This is a genomic window from Streptomyces sp. NPDC005820, assembly GCF_040630255.1.
In the GTDB taxonomy this organism is placed as follows: domain Bacteria; phylum Actinomycetota; class Actinomycetes; order Streptomycetales; family Streptomycetaceae; genus Streptomyces.
Genome location: NZ_JBEXXE010000010.1, coordinates 62,540 through 75,332 on the forward strand (window position 1 = coordinate 62,540; position 12,793 = coordinate 75,332).

Genomic DNA, 12,793 nt, shown 5'->3' on the forward strand with positions numbered 1-12,793 from the left:
GCCTCTCACTCCGAAAGCGAACCGGAGTCGACCATACCGGCCGCGGTGGGCCGCACAAGTCCCCCATCCCTCCCCTGGAAAGCAGCCGGGGCGTGAAGCGACGATTCCCTCAACTACCGGGCGTGACGCACCAATTCATAGGCATCCCACAGATCCTTCCCCGCGTAGGAATGGGTCGCGAGGCTCGCCAGATGACGGTCCGCGTTGACCGCCACGGAGACCGGCACAGCCTCGAACAGGTCTTTGTCGGAGAGCGAGTCGCCATACGCGACACAGTCCTCCCGTGTCACTCCGAACTCCGCGCACAACCGATCGGCGATCACCACCTTCGCCGCGGCGCTGAGCACTCCCGCCGGATCCACCGGCTCGGTGAAAGGAAGAGCGGGAAAACGGGATCCATGGGCCGCGTGGGCGCCCCAGCCCGTGAGTTTTTCCACAAAGAAGGAGGGTGAGAGCGACACGACCGCGCAGTACTCCCCTCGGCTGCCGATCTCCGCCCAGACCTCACGGATGCGCGCCAGCCATGGAGCGCCCTCGAACGCCGCCGTCACATGTGCCTCGGTGAGGCTCGTCCACAGGGCGTGGACCCGGTGCGCGTACTCCGGCGGCTGGATCCGCCCCTCGGACGCCGCTCGGTCCAGCGCCACCGCCTCGGCCTCCAGACCGAGTTGGCGCGAGATCTCCCGTGGCGCGGATGTTCCGTGCAGCAGGGTGCCGTCGAGGTCGAAGGGATGCAGTCTCGCCATGGGCCGAGGCTAACCGGGACGGGTTGCCGCTGTTTCACGTGAAACAGCGGCATGCGCCCTCTCGCCGTCGCCTGCTTTCAGAACCTGCTGCCGGTGCCCTGTGTGGTTGACGACGACATGGCCAAAAGCGCCTGCGTCCCGGGGGAAACAGGTGGACGGGAGGGGCGCCGGTCGGACAGCCTGACCCGCGTGCCGACTCCTTCCCTCGCCGCTCTGCCCATCCGCCGTCTGACGCACCGCGACCTCACCGCCTGCGCCGACTTGTCCGAGGACCGGGGGTGGCCGCGCGAGGAGCACAAGTGGGGCCTCCTCCTCTCCGCCGGAAAGGGGTACGGCATCGACGACCCCGCCGGAGGTCTGGTCACCGCCTGCATCGTCACCGAGTACGGTGCGCCCGACCGTCCCACGCTCGGGGCGATCGGCATGGTGCTGGTCGCCGAGCGGCACGCCCGGCAAGGCGTCGGCCGCCGGCTGATGCGACACGTCGTCGGCGCGATGGGCCCGGCCCCGCTGACGCTGCACGCCACCCCCAACGGCCGCCCGCTGTACGAGGAGCTCGGCTTCAAGACCACGGGCCGGGCGGAGATGGTGTGCGGGCACTTCACCCCGGACGGCCCGCCGTCGGATGTCGCCACCCGTGCGGCCACCGCCGAGGACATGTCCGCGATCCTCCGGCTCGACGAGGAGGTGTTCGGCGCGGATCGCACGCATGTCATCACGCGGCTGCCCGCCTTCGCCGACCAGCTGCGGGTCGCCGAGGACGGCGGCCGGATCATCGGCTACGCAGCCGCCTGGCCGAACATGGCCACGCATGTGGTGGGTCCGCTGATCGCCCGGGACACGGAGACGGCGAAGGCCCTGCTGGCCTCCCTCGCGGCCCACACCGACCGGCCGCTGCGCACGGACATCGACGTACGGCACGAGGAGCTGCTGGCGTGGGTGAAGTGCCGGGGTCTGGAGTCCGTCGCCTTCAACGCGGTGATGACGTACGGCATCGCCGAGCTGCCCGGCGACTGGAGCCGACGCTTCGCGCCGCTGACCGTGGCGGCCGGCTGACCCACCGCTTCACCGGCCGGACGTCAGGCCGGCGCCTCCACGGCGGCGGTGGCGCATACGGGGCCCTACCGCGCGAGTCAGCGGGGGGGGGCTGACGTGCGGGCTCGCGAGGTTCAGTGGCGCTTGCGGGGGACCTTGGTGCCGAGGACGGTCATCAGCGGGGCGCCCAACATGACGCCGAGCGCGTAGCCCGTCACGAGGAAGCCGGCCGTCGGCATGGGGGTGGACCTTCCCGGACGATTGCAGGTGCGCTTTACGTGACCCCAATAGTTGCAGACGCGGGTTATCTGGAGACGCTGACTATTGCGGTACTGCTCTACCCTGGTGTCAGCCGCTCCGGGACCGAGGAGAACGCCCATGACCGCGACGGACTCCGCGCTCACCGCGCTTGCCCAGGGCTGGTGCGCCCTCTCCCTGCTGCACGGGCGGATCGAGGCCCACATCGAGCGCGCCCTGCAGAACGGGCACGACCTGAGCGTGCGCGAATACTCCCTGCTCGACGTGCTCAGCCGCCAGCACGACCGCGAGGGGGGCCATCTACAGATGAAGCAGGTCGCCGACGCGGTCGTCCTCAGCCAGAGCGCCACCACCCGACTGGTCACCCGGCTCGAGGACCGCGGCCTCCTGGAGCGCTATCTGTGCCCCACCGACCGCCGCGGCATCTACACCGACGTCACCGGGGCGGGCCTCGCCCTGCTCGCCGAGGCCCGGCCGACCAACGACGCCGCGCTGCGCGAGGCTCTGGACGAAGCCGCCGAGAACCCCGAACTGGCGCCGCTGGTACACGTCGTGGAGACGCTGAAGGTGCCGGCCGCCGCGTAGAGCGCGCCCTCCCGCCATGCGTAGGGTGCGGCCATGGGAGATCTCGACATCCGCGCCGCCGTCTCCGAGGACATCCCCGCGATCGTCGGGATGCTCGCGGACGACCCGCTGGGCGCACAGCGGGAGTCACCGGACGACCTCGCGCCGTACCGGAGCGCGCTGGAGCGGCTCACGGCCGATCCGAACCAGCGGTTGGTCGTCGCCGTCCGTGAAGGGCGGGTCGTAGGCACTCTGCAGCTGACGATCATCCCCGGCCTGTCCCGTCGCGGTGCCACGCGATCGGTCATCGAGGGGGTCCGCGTGCACGCGGACGAACGCGGCAGCGGTCTGGGCACACGGTTCATCGAGTGGGCGATCGAGGAATCCCGGCGGGAGAACTGCCAGTTGGTACAGCTCACCTCCGACGTCACACGCACCGACGCCCACCGCTTCTACGAACGGCTGGGGTTCGAGGCCTCACATGTGGGCTTCAAGTTGCAGCTCTGAGGGCCACTTCTCTCCATGACCAAGGCGCCATGTTTCACGTGAAACATGGCGCCTCTTCCACGGCCGGGCGATCAGCCGATCCCCCGCCACCCCTCCGGGTCCACCCCACCGGGGACAGCGGCTCCTTCCTCGTACGGCTGACGTGTGAACACGAACGACCCGAGGTCCAGGTGGTCCACGGTCCCGTCCGGCCGCCGTACGGGCCGCAGAACCTCTCCGGCGAAGTAGCCCTCCAGACCCGTCCAGGTGCCGTCCCCGTTCGCCCGGAACCGTGAGCGGCGCCCACCGCCGGACAGCGGCCCCAGGGAGACCAGCCCGTCGGCCGTGACCCGCAGGACGCTGGGACTGGTCCCCCAGTACCACTGACCCGCCAGCTCCAGTACGGAACGGTCGACCTCCCGCAGCGGCCGCCACGGCTCCGGGATCCGCGGCTCGGCCTCCGCGACGAGGCGGACCAGATCGGCGCCCACCTGCCCCAGCAGCGGGCCGGACGTGCAGTTGGCGAGGACCACGGCCGCGACGTCGTCCGACACGGCGACGGTGAGGCTGGCCAGGAAGCCCGGGACCGAGCCGGAGTGGCCCACGAGTACCCGCCCGTCCCGGTGCTGGATCTGCATCCCGAGTCCGTACGTGGCTCCGTCGGCGAGATCGGAGACCTCGGCCGGCGCCGCGGGCGTCCCCATCTCCCGCAGGGTCTGCACGCTCAGCACGCGCTCGTCGCCCCGCATCAGGAAGGCGGCGAACCGCGCGAGGTCCCCGGTGGTGGACCAGAGCTGGCCGGCCGACGCCATCGGCCCGTACTCCTCGAGGGGTTCGGGCTGCATCGCATCGGCCCAGGGATGCACCGCCCAGCCACCCGCGGCAGGCGCCTGCGGTCGGACGCTCGTACGGTCCAGGCCCAGGGGTTCGAGCACTTCACGCCGGAGTACGTCCTCCCAGGACGCTCCGCGCAGCTTCTCGACGAGGGCGCCCAGCACGGCGTAGCCAGGGCTCGAGTAGTGGTGACGCCGGCCTGCCGGATGCAGGGCCGTCCCCTCGCCCAGGACATCGGCGAGCTCCGGTCGCAGCGAGCCCGGTGTCCGCTCCCACCACGGTCCGGGCGTCTCAGCCGCCAACCCGCCCGTGTGGGCGAGCAGTTGGGCGATGGTGAGCTCCCCCGCCCCCGTGCCGGGCAGGTGCTTCTCCAGCGGGTCCTCGAGGTCCAGCGCTCCCTCGTCGCGCAGCCGCAGCACGAGAACGGCGGTGAAGGTCTTGGTGATCGAGCCGATCCGGTACTGCACGTACTCGTCCGGCGCGTGCCCGTCGACCGAGGTCCGCGCCCCGTGCCAGACGGCCCGCCCGTCCCGTACGACCGCGGCGACGAGCGACGGCGCGCGCCCGTCGGCCTGGGCCACGGCGATCCGGTGCAGCAGCGCACGCCGGGTGCCGGGAAGCAGCTCTTCCTGAGGTGTCGTCATGGGCCCAGTGCACCCGTCCGCGCGCCCGGCGTCGAATTCATTTCACCCGGGCCGTAGGTTCTCCGGTTCGCTGTCATGGGTGTCAGTGCCTTTGACGGGCTTCCGCGCGGTTGGCCAGGGCTAGTGGGTTCAGGCACGGAGGGCCTTCCGCAGGAGTTCGCCGAACTCGGCGGGGTGTGTGGTCAGTCCAATGTGCCCGCCGGGGAAGTGCTGGAGTTCCATGCCGAGACGCTCGGCCAGGAAAGCGGCCGGACGGTAGGGCAGCTCGCCGCGTGAGTCCTCGCCGCATGCGAGCACAAGCCGGTCCGACAGCGCCTCCAGCCGCTGAATGTCCGGCGCGTAGGACATGAAGCCCGGCACGATCCGCCCGACGAAGTACGGCAGGTTGGCCATCGTCTGCTCGGCCCGCGCCGCTGCTTGGGGCGGAAGTCTGAGCTCGGCCTTCGGCTCGGTGGTGTCGCCGCCCTTCTTCAGGCCCGCGGCGAACACGGCCATCGCCGGCATGAGCCCTTGGGTGCGGAACGTGTCCTGCACGTGTGCGATGAGTGCGCGGTGTTCAGCCGCGTCCGGCAGGACCTCCACCACGGGCGGCTCGTGCGCCACGACACGTGCGATGCGTTCGGGGTGGGCGGTGAGCAGGTGCAGGGCGGCGATCGCGCCCGAACTGGCGCCGAATACTCGGGCGGGCTCACCGGGCGACAGCAGTTCAAGCATCCGGAACGCATCATCGGCATGCTCGGCCACTTGCTGCTCAGCGTCGGGGTCGTCCAGCTTGCTGCGGGACATGCCGCGCGGGTCGTAGGTCGCGACCGTGTATGCGGCGGCCAGGTCGTCGGCGATGCCGTCGAAGGATGCCGCGCCGCCCGTCCCTCCGGGGATCAGCAGCAGGAGCGGGCCCTGGCCTCGCACTTCGTAGTGCAGGGTCGCGCCGTTCACACGCAGGCTGCCGATGGTCGGGGCGGTCATGAGGAGTCTCCTTCTCGGGACGGGGGCCAGTGCTCCAGGAGGGTGTGCAGGCCATCGAGCGCGCGGGTCCAGGACGTCCGCCGGCTCTGCGCCCGCGATGGTCACCCGCTCCGCTGTCAGCCCGGCCCGCGCCATGCACGCTCCTAAGATCCTTGGGGTCCTAGTTTTAACCTAGTGCCAATAGGAAGGCGATTGAGAAGCTACAGGCGTCGATCAGGTCTGTGCCATGTCCACGAAGCGGGAGTAGTGGCCCTGGAAGGCGACGGTGATGGTGGCCGTCGGGCCGTTACGGTGCTTGCCCACGATGATGTCCGCCTCGCCCGCGCGCGGGGACTCCTTCTCGTAGGCGTCCTCGCGGTGCAGCAGGATCACCATGTCGGCGTCCTGCTCGATGGACCCGGACTCACGCAGGTCGGAGACCATCGGCTTCTTGTCCGTCCGCTGCTCCGGGCCACGGTTGAGCTGGGAGAGCGCGATCACCGGGACCTCGAGCTCCTTCGCCAGGAGCTTGAGGTTACGGGACATGTCGGAGACCTCCTGCTGGCGGCTCTCGGAGCGCTTGCCGCCGGACTGCATCAGCTGGAGGTAGTCGATGATGACGAGCCTGATGTCGTTGCGCTGTTTGAGCCGACGGCACTTCGCGCGGATCTCCATCATCGACAGGTTCGGGGAGTCGTCGATGAAGAGCGGCGCGGACGACACCTCGGGCATCCGGCGCGCCAGCCGGGTCCAGTCCTCGTCCGTCATGGTGCCGGAGCGCATGTGGTGCAGGGCGACCCGGGCCTCGGCGGACAGCAGACGCATCGCGATCTCGTTGCGGCCCATTTCGAGGGAGAAGATGACGCTGGGCAGGTTGTTCTTGATCGACGCGGCCCGTGCGAAGTCCAGCGCGAGCGTCGACTTGCCCATCGCGGGACGCGCGGCGATGACGATCATCTGGCCCGGGTGCAGACCGTTGGTGAGCGAGTCGAGGTCCGTGAAGCCGGTGGGCACACCGGTCATCTCGCCGCTGCGCGAGCCGATCGCCTCGATCTCGTCGAGCGCGCCCTCCATGATGTCGCCGAGCGGGAGGTAGTCCTCGCTGGTGCGCTGCTCGGTGACCGCGTAGATCTCGGCCTGGGCACGGTTGACGATCTCGTCGACGTCGTCGTCGCCCGCGTATCCCATCTGGGTGATACGGGTGCCGGCCTCGACCAGGCGGCGCAGGACCGCCCGCTCGTGCACGATCTCGGCGTAGTACTCGGCGTTGGCCGCCGTCGGCACCGTCTGGACGAGGGTGTGCAGATACGATGCGCCGCCGACCTTGTTGATCTCGCCGCGCTTGGTGAGCTCGGCGGCGATCGTGATGGGGTCGGCCGGTTCGCCCTTGGCGTAGATGTCGAGGATCGCCTGGTAGATCGTCTCGTGCGCAGGCTTGTAGAAGTCGTGGCCCTTGAGGATCTCGACGACGTCGGCGATGGCGTCCTTGGACAGGAGCATGCCGCCGAGGACGGACTGCTCGGCGTCGAGGTCCTGCGGCGGGACGCGCTCGAAGGTGGAGCCGCCCTCCCACTCACCGCTGTCCCGGCCCCGGTCGTGCTGTTCGTCGCGACCTCGGCCGCCGTCCCCACGGCGGCGGGCGGGGGGCAGACGATCACTGGATCCACTCTCGGCCCACGGGTCGTCCAAGGGCTCGGAAATGCTCACCGAGCCACCTCCTCCCGTCCGCCGAGCGGACCTCGCCGTGACCTCAGTTCTACGGCACGGCACTGACAATTGAGAGGCCCAACTCCGGTTCAGGCGCGTCGGTTTTGTGCGGGTTCCACCGGCCGGTGGACGGAGCGGGCGCCGGACCACGGTAGGCCCGCGGGCACCGTCAGCCAATCTGGTTATCCACAGGCCATGTGGACGACGGCCCGGATGCTGTGGACAACTCCGCAAAACCTGTGCACGACCCGGTGGAAAGCCCTGTGAACAAGCCCTCTTCTTTTCCTGCCGACAGCCCCTGACCTGCATCTTTCCGATCCACCGGCTGTGCAGAAGAAAAACTTTCCCGGTCAGCGCAAGATCGTCTCGAACGAGGGGGGAAACGACACGCAACGCAACGAGAGGTAAGGGTCACAATGCAATTGCATCTCTTACCTGTGGACGATTAGATTGATGCCCATGACACAGGCTCCCGCGCCCCCCAGGGCCACCCGGCACCGGCACGATCGGGAGATCGTCGCACTGGCCGTCCCGGCCTTCGGCGCGCTCGTCGCCGAGCCCCTCTTCGTCCTGGCCGACAGCGCCATCGTCGGCCACCTGGGCACCGCCCAGCTCGCCGGGCTGGGCATCGCCTCCGCCCTTCTGACAACGGCCGTCAGTGTCTTCGTCTTCCTCGCCTACGCCACCACGGCCGCCGTGGCCCGCCGTATGGGAGCCGGCGACCTCACCTCGGCGATCCGGCAGGGCATGGACGGCATCTGGCTGGCTCTACTGCTCGGCGCCGCCGTGGTCGCCGCCGTCGTGCCCACGGCCCCGGCACTCGTGGAACTCTTCGGAGCCTCGGACACCGCCGCCCCCTACGCGACCACCTATCTGCGGATCTCGGTGGCCGGGATACCGGCCATGCTCGTCGTGCTGGCCGCGACCGGAGTGCTGCGCGGACTGCAGGACACGAAAACGCCGCTGTACGTGGCGGTCGCGGGTTTCGTCGCCAACGCCGTTCTCAACGCAGGCCTGGTCTATGGCGCCGGCCTCGGGATCGCCGGCTCCGCCTGGGGGACGGTCATCGCCCAGTGCGGCATGGCCGCGGTCTACCTGGCCGTGGTGATCCGGGGAGCCCGCCGTCATGGCGCCTCGCTGCGGCCCGACGCCGCCGGCATCAGGGCGTCCGCCCAGGCCGGCGTCCCCCTGCTGGTCCGTACGCTCTCTCTCCGGGCGATCCTGATGATCGCCACCGCCGTAGCGGCCCGTCTGGGCGACGCGGACATCGCGGCGCACCAGATCGCGCTGTCCCTGTGGAGCCTGCTCGCCTTCGCCCTCGACGCCATCGCGATCGCCGGCCAGGCCATCATCGGCCGGTACCTCGGTGCGGGCGACGCCCATGGCGCCCGGGACGCCTGCCGCCGCATGGTCCAGTGGGGCATCGCCGCCGGCCTGGTACTCGGGCTTCTGGTCATCCTGGCCCGACCCGTCTTCCTGCCGCTGTTCACCAGCGATGCCGGGGTGAAGGACGCCGCGCTGCCCGCCCTGCTCCTGGTGGCGTTGTCCCAGCCGGTCTCCGGGATCGTCTTCGTCCTGGACGGCGTACTGATGGGCGCGGGGGACGGGCCGTATCTCGCCTGGGCGATGGTGCTCACCCTCGCGGTCTTCACTCCCGCGGCGCTGTTGATCCCCGTCCTCGGAGGTGGTCTCACCGCGCTGTGGGGCGCCATGACGCTGATGATGACGGTGCGGATGGTGACGCTCTGGCTGCGGACCCTCTCGGGCCGCTGGCTCGTGACGGGCGCGACCCGCTGACTGTTTCACGTGAAACATGCGGAAGGGGCCGCACCCTGGGTGGGTGCGGCCCCTTCTCAGCGATTCAGCCGAGGCTGTTCAGCCGAAGCTGTTCACGCCGGACGCGCGATCAGGCCGCGACGACCTCGATGTTGACCTTGGCGGCAACCTCGGGGTGCAGACGCACGGACGTCTCGTGGGCGCCCAGGGTCTTGATCGGCGTGCCGAGCTCGATGCGGCGCTTGTCGACCTCGGGGCCACCGGCAGCCTTGATCGCGGAAGCGATGTCGGCCGGGGTGACGGAACCGAAGAGACGGCCGGCGTCGCCCGAGCGGACGGCCAGGCGGACCTTGACGCCCTCGAGCTGGGCCTTCACCTGGTTGGCCTGCTCGATGGTCTGGATCTCGTGGATCTTGCGAGCACGACGGATCTGCTCGACGTCCTTCTCGCCACCCTTGGTCCAGCGGATCGCGAACTTCCGCGGGATCAGGTAGTTACGGGCGTACCCGTCCTTGACGTCGACGACCTCGCCGGCGGCACCGAGGCCGGAGACCTCGTGGGTGAGGATGATCTTCATGTGTCGGTCACCCTTCCCTTAGCGCGCGGTGGACGTGTAGGGCAGCAGCGCCATCTCACGGCTGTTCTTGACGGCCGTGGCGACGTCACGCTGGTGCTGCGTGCAGTTGCCGGTCACGCGGCGGGCACGGATCTTGCCGCGGTCGGAAATGAACTTCCGCAGCATGTTCGTGTCCTTGTAGTCCACGTACGTGACCTTGTCCTTGCAGAAAGCGCAGACCTTCTTCTTCGGCTTGCGCACAGGCGGCTTCGCCATGGTGTTTCTCCTGTGTGATCAAGAAGTGGGGATGCGAGCCCTAGAAGGGGGGCTCGTCCGAGTAGCCGCCGCCGCTGCCGCCGCCGGAGTTTCCACCCCAGCCACCGCCGCTGCCGCCGCCCTGGTTGCCACCGGCGGGAGCGCCGGTCGCCCACGGGTCGTCGGCCGGAGCGCCGCCCTGCTGACCGCCGCCGGGGCCGCCGCCCCAGCCGCCGCCACCCTGGCCGCCACCGCCGCCGTAACCGCCCTGGCCACCGCGTCCGCCACCGCCACCACCGCTGGTCTTGGTGACCTTGGCCGTGGCGTTGCGCAGGCTGGGGCCGACTTCCTCGACGTCCAGCTCGAAGACCGTGCGCTTGACACCCTCACGGTCCTCGTAGGACCGCTGCTTCAGCCGGCCCTGCACGACGACGCGCATGCCTCGCTGGAGCGACTCGGCGACGTTCTCCGCCGCCTGACGCCAGACCGAGCAGGTCAGGAACAGGCTCTCGCCGTCCTTCCACTCGTTCGTCTGACGGTCGAAGGTGCGGGGGGTGGACGCGACACGGAACTTCGCGACCGCCGCACCCGAGGGGGTGAAGCGCAGCTCGGGGTCATCGACAAGGTTGCCGATGACCGTGATGACGGTCTCGCCTGCCATGGGGGAACCTCTCGGCGGGTTTGCTGCTGCTGGCTGCTTGTGCTGCTACTCAGAGTCCCGAGATCGGCTGAGCGGGAAGCTCAGTGGGTCTCGGGGCGGAGGACCTTGGTCCGGAGGACCGACTCGTTCAGGTTCAGCTGGCGGTCGAGCTCCTTGACGACCGCAGGCTCGGCCTGCAGGTCGATGACCGAGTAGATGCCCTCGGGCTTCTTCTTGATCTCGTACGAGAGACGACGACGGCCCCAGGTGTCGACCTTCTCGACCTTGCCGTTGCCCTCACGGACGACGGAGAGGAAGTTCTCGATCAGGGGGGCGACAGCGCGCTCCTCCAGATCGGGGTCGAGGATGACCATCACCTCGTAGTGACGCATGTGGAACCCACCTCCTTCGGACTCAGCGGCCACGGTCGTTCCGTGGCAGGAGGGTTGTGATGCGTACGCAACGGTATCGGCCGCCACTGACAATCGGGGGTCGGATGCCGACGTCCCCGCTCTGATCTGGGCGGAGTCCCTGGCTGTGCCTGGGCAGACACCGGTGCAGAGGGTACAGACTACCTGCACACCTGCTTCCGGTTGAAATCCGGCCCCGAGGGCAGCCAATCTGTACACATCGGGTGTGTATGGCGCTACAGTGCGCCGTCTTCCGCAGGAGGTGCCCCATGGCACAGGCATTGCGACCCAACACCGGAGTCGGATCTCTCTTCGCCACCGATGGAAAGCCCCATCCCGTCCAGGACACCCTCATGGTGGTGACCCTGGTCCTGGGAGTCGTGTCCTTCGTCACGGCGCAGTTCGACAGCCTCCACCTGCTCAGCTCCTGGACCGGTCTGGTGGGGATCCTGACCGGCGCGTACGGCCAGTGGATCTCCGAGACCACCCGCCAGCGCTTCGGTCTGATCCTGGGTCTCGGCGCCTCCGGCGTCGGCTTCTTCCTCGGCATGGCACACGGCGGCCTCTTCGGCAGCCTGTGGTGACCTGAGCCACCTCGGCCGGCGCAACACCGCACCACGCACACCGTCCGCGCCGCGGGACACGTAGGACGCCTACGAACCCTGACGTAACGCCCCGACCCCCCAACTGGCCGGGGCGAAGGTGCCGTACGCCCAGTCGGCCCCTGCGCACGGCGCAGTAGGCTTCGGCGAGAGCCGGAGCCCCTGTACCCATGGGGACACACCAGCCCGAGGAGCACCCCGAATGAGCCTGACCCTGAGGACGATCAGCCGCGAGCAGCATCTGGCGTACATCCAGAGCCTGCCCTCGGCGAGCCACATGCAGGTTCCGGCCTGGGCCGACGTCAAGGCGGAGTGGCGGTCGGAGAGCCTCGGCTGGTTCGACGAGCGGACCGGCGAGCTGGTCGGCGTGGGTCTCGTCCTCTACCGTCAGCTGCCCAAGATCAAGCGCTACCTCGCCTATCTGCCCGAGGGCCCGGTCATCAACTGGTACGCGCCGAATCTGACCGAGTGGCTGGAGCCGATGCTCGCGCACCTCAAGCAGCAGGGCGCGTTCTCGGTGAAGATGGGCCCGCCGGTGATCATCCGGCGCTGGGAGGCCACGTCCATCAAGGCGGGCATCCAGAACCCGGACGTGAAGCGGCTGCGCGACATCGAGGCCGACTTCATCGAGCCGCGCGCCTTCGAGGTGGCCGACAAGCTGCGCCGGATGGGCTGGCAGCAGGGCGAGGACGGCGGCGCCGGCTTCGGCGACGTCCAGCCGCGCTACGTCTACCAGGTGCCGCTGGCGAACCGCTCCCTCGAAGAGGTCCACAAGAACTTCAACCAGCTGTGGCGCCGCAACATCAAGAAGGCCGAGAAGGCCGGGGTCGAGGTCGTCCAGGGCGGCTACCACGACCTCGAGGAGTGGCAGCGGCTGTACGAGATCACGGCCGTGCGCGACCACTTCCGGCCGCGCCCGTTGTCGTACTTCCAGCGCATGTGGACGGCCCTCAACAGCGAGGACCCCAACCGCATGCGGCTGTACTTCGCCCGCCACGACGGGGTGAACCTGTCCGCGGCGACCATGCTGATCGTCGGCGGCCACGTCTGGTACTCCTACGGCGCCTCCGACAACATCGGCCGTGAGTTCCGCCCGTCCAACGCCATGCAGTGGCGGATGCTGCGCGACGCCTACGCGCTCGGCGCCACCGTCTACGACCTGCGCGGCATCTCCGACTCACTGGACGAGACCGACCACCTCTTCGGTCTGATCCAGTTCAAGGTCGGCACGGGCGGCCAGGCGGCCGAGTACCTCGGCGAGTGGGACTTCCCGCTGAACAAGCTGCTCCACAAGGCGCTCGACATCTACATGTCGCGCCGCTGACGTCACACCTC

14 protein-coding genes are annotated in these 12,793 nt (G+C 69.3%); 6 read left to right on the forward strand and 8 right to left on the reverse strand.

The genetic code is table 11. From position 1 onward, the window contains the following. Window positions 1–113: 113 nt before the first annotated feature. Window positions 114–746, reverse strand: a complete 633-nt coding sequence (locus ABZ464_RS14250; protein ID WP_359275767.1) for a haloacid dehalogenase-like hydrolase — start codon at window positions 744–746, stop codon at window positions 114–116. A gap of 189 nt (window positions 747–935) precedes the next feature. Here ABZ464_RS14250 and ABZ464_RS14255 point away from each other — a divergent pair, with 189 nt between their 5' ends. The 3 genes from ABZ464_RS14255 (at window position 936) to ABZ464_RS14265 (ending at window position 3,110) form a co-directional block, all read left to right on the forward strand. Continuing rightward, complete coding sequence (locus ABZ464_RS14255; RefSeq protein ID WP_359275770.1) at window positions 936–1,802, forward strand: GNAT family N-acetyltransferase; 867 nt, start codon at window positions 936–938, stop codon at window positions 1,800–1,802. 357 nt (window positions 1,803–2,159) lie between these two features. Next, window positions 2,160–2,624, forward strand: a complete 465-nt coding sequence (locus ABZ464_RS14260) for a MarR family transcriptional regulator (protein ID WP_359275772.1) — start codon at window positions 2,160–2,162, stop codon at window positions 2,622–2,624. A 33-nt stretch (window positions 2,625–2,657) separates the two neighbouring features. Beyond that, entirely contained in the window at window positions 2,658–3,110 is a 453-nt protein-coding gene (locus tag ABZ464_RS14265) for a GNAT family N-acetyltransferase (protein ID WP_359275774.1), read from the forward strand. A gap of 71 nt (window positions 3,111–3,181) precedes the next feature. Here the strand turns inward: ABZ464_RS14265 and ABZ464_RS14270 are convergent, their stop codons facing one another. From ABZ464_RS14270 to dnaB, 3 genes are all read right to left on the reverse strand, one after another. Then, window positions 3,182–4,567 (reverse strand): serine hydrolase domain-containing protein, encoded by a 1,386-nt coding sequence (locus tag ABZ464_RS14270; RefSeq protein WP_359275777.1) that lies wholly within the window; start codon window positions 4,565–4,567, stop codon window positions 3,182–3,184. 129 nt (window positions 4,568–4,696) lie between these two features. Next, window positions 4,697–5,533 carry an alpha/beta hydrolase gene (locus ABZ464_RS14275; protein WP_359275779.1) on the reverse strand — a complete coding sequence of 279 codons (837 nt, stop codon included), beginning with the start codon at window positions 5,531–5,533 and terminating at the stop codon, window positions 4,697–4,699. Window positions 5,534–5,746: 213 nt separating this feature from the next. Next, window positions 5,747–7,219 carry a replicative DNA helicase gene (gene dnaB / locus ABZ464_RS14280; RefSeq protein ID WP_359275782.1) on the reverse strand — a complete coding sequence of 491 codons (1,473 nt, stop codon included), beginning with the start codon at window positions 7,217–7,219 and terminating at the stop codon, window positions 5,747–5,749. 459 nt (window positions 7,220–7,678) lie between these two features. On the opposite strand from dnaB, the gene ABZ464_RS14285 reads away from it, so the two are divergent. Further along, a complete protein-coding gene (locus ABZ464_RS14285; protein WP_359275785.1) occupies window positions 7,679–9,016 on the forward strand; it encodes an MATE family efflux transporter in 1,338 nt (445 codons plus the stop codon). Between the two features lie 109 nt (window positions 9,017–9,125). On the opposite strand, the gene rplI is transcribed toward ABZ464_RS14285, so the two are convergent. The 4 genes from rplI to rpsF all read right to left on the reverse strand — a co-directional run bounded on the left by rplI (window position 9,126) and on the right by rpsF (window position 10,838). Further along, complete coding sequence (gene rplI / locus ABZ464_RS14290; RefSeq protein ID WP_055633673.1) at window positions 9,126–9,572, reverse strand: 50S ribosomal protein L9; 447 nt, start codon at window positions 9,570–9,572, stop codon at window positions 9,126–9,128. An 18-nt stretch (window positions 9,573–9,590) separates the two neighbouring features. Further along, entirely contained in the window at window positions 9,591–9,827 is a 237-nt protein-coding gene (gene rpsR, locus ABZ464_RS14295; protein WP_003949403.1) for a 30S ribosomal protein S18, read from the reverse strand. A 40-nt stretch (window positions 9,828–9,867) separates the two neighbouring features. Beyond that, window positions 9,868–10,467, reverse strand: coding sequence for a single-stranded DNA-binding protein (locus ABZ464_RS14300; RefSeq protein WP_359275788.1), 600 nt, complete (start codon window positions 10,465–10,467; stop codon window positions 9,868–9,870). An 80-nt stretch (window positions 10,468–10,547) separates the two neighbouring features. Beyond that, window positions 10,548–10,838, reverse strand: coding sequence for a 30S ribosomal protein S6 (gene rpsF, locus ABZ464_RS14305; protein ID WP_007383258.1), 291 nt, complete (start codon window positions 10,836–10,838; stop codon window positions 10,548–10,550). A 287-nt stretch (window positions 10,839–11,125) separates the two neighbouring features. On the opposite strand from rpsF, the gene ABZ464_RS14310 reads away from it, so the two are divergent. After that, window positions 11,126–11,440 (forward strand): hypothetical protein, encoded by a 315-nt coding sequence (locus ABZ464_RS14310; RefSeq protein ID WP_359275791.1) that lies wholly within the window; start codon window positions 11,126–11,128, stop codon window positions 11,438–11,440. A gap of 220 nt (window positions 11,441–11,660) precedes the next feature. Then, entirely contained in the window at window positions 11,661–12,782 is a 1,122-nt protein-coding gene (gene femX / locus ABZ464_RS14315) for a peptidoglycan bridge formation glycyltransferase FemX (protein WP_359275794.1), read from the forward strand. Window positions 12,783–12,793 lie beyond the last annotated feature (11 nt).

Bases quoted from the DNA above. Each gene is read 5' to 3' on its own strand.
- ABZ464_RS14250 (WP_359275767.1), bottom strand. From the start codon at position 746: ATGGCGAGACTGCATCCCTTCGACCTCGACGGCACCCTGCTGCACGGA.
- ABZ464_RS14260 (WP_359275772.1), top strand. From the start codon at position 2,160: ATGACCGCGACGGACTCCGCGCTCACCGCGCTTGCCCAGGGCTGGTGC.
- ABZ464_RS14265 (WP_359275774.1), top strand. From the start codon at position 2,658: ATGGGAGATCTCGACATCCGCGCCGCCGTCTCCGAGGACATCCCCGCG.
- ABZ464_RS14270 (WP_359275777.1), bottom strand. From the start codon at position 4,567: ATGACGACACCTCAGGAAGAGCTGCTTCCCGGCACCCGGCGTGCGCTG.
- ABZ464_RS14275 (WP_359275779.1), bottom strand. From the start codon at position 5,533: ATGACCGCCCCGACCATCGGCAGCCTGCGTGTGAACGGCGCGACCCTG.
- ABZ464_RS14285 (WP_359275785.1), top strand. From the start codon at position 7,679: ATGACACAGGCTCCCGCGCCCCCCAGGGCCACCCGGCACCGGCACGAT.
- rplI (WP_055633673.1), bottom strand. From the start codon at position 9,572: ATGAAGATCATCCTCACCCACGAGGTCTCCGGCCTCGGTGCCGCCGGC.
- rpsR (WP_003949403.1), bottom strand. From the start codon at position 9,827: ATGGCGAAGCCGCCTGTGCGCAAGCCGAAGAAGAAGGTCTGCGCTTTC.
- ABZ464_RS14300 (WP_359275788.1), bottom strand. From the start codon at position 10,467: ATGGCAGGCGAGACCGTCATCACGGTCATCGGCAACCTTGTCGATGAC.
- rpsF (WP_007383258.1), bottom strand. From the start codon at position 10,838: ATGCGTCACTACGAGGTGATGGTCATCCTCGACCCCGATCTGGAGGAG.
- ABZ464_RS14310 (WP_359275791.1), top strand. From the start codon at position 11,126: ATGGCACAGGCATTGCGACCCAACACCGGAGTCGGATCTCTCTTCGCC.
- femX (WP_359275794.1), top strand. From the start codon at position 11,661: ATGAGCCTGACCCTGAGGACGATCAGCCGCGAGCAGCATCTGGCGTAC.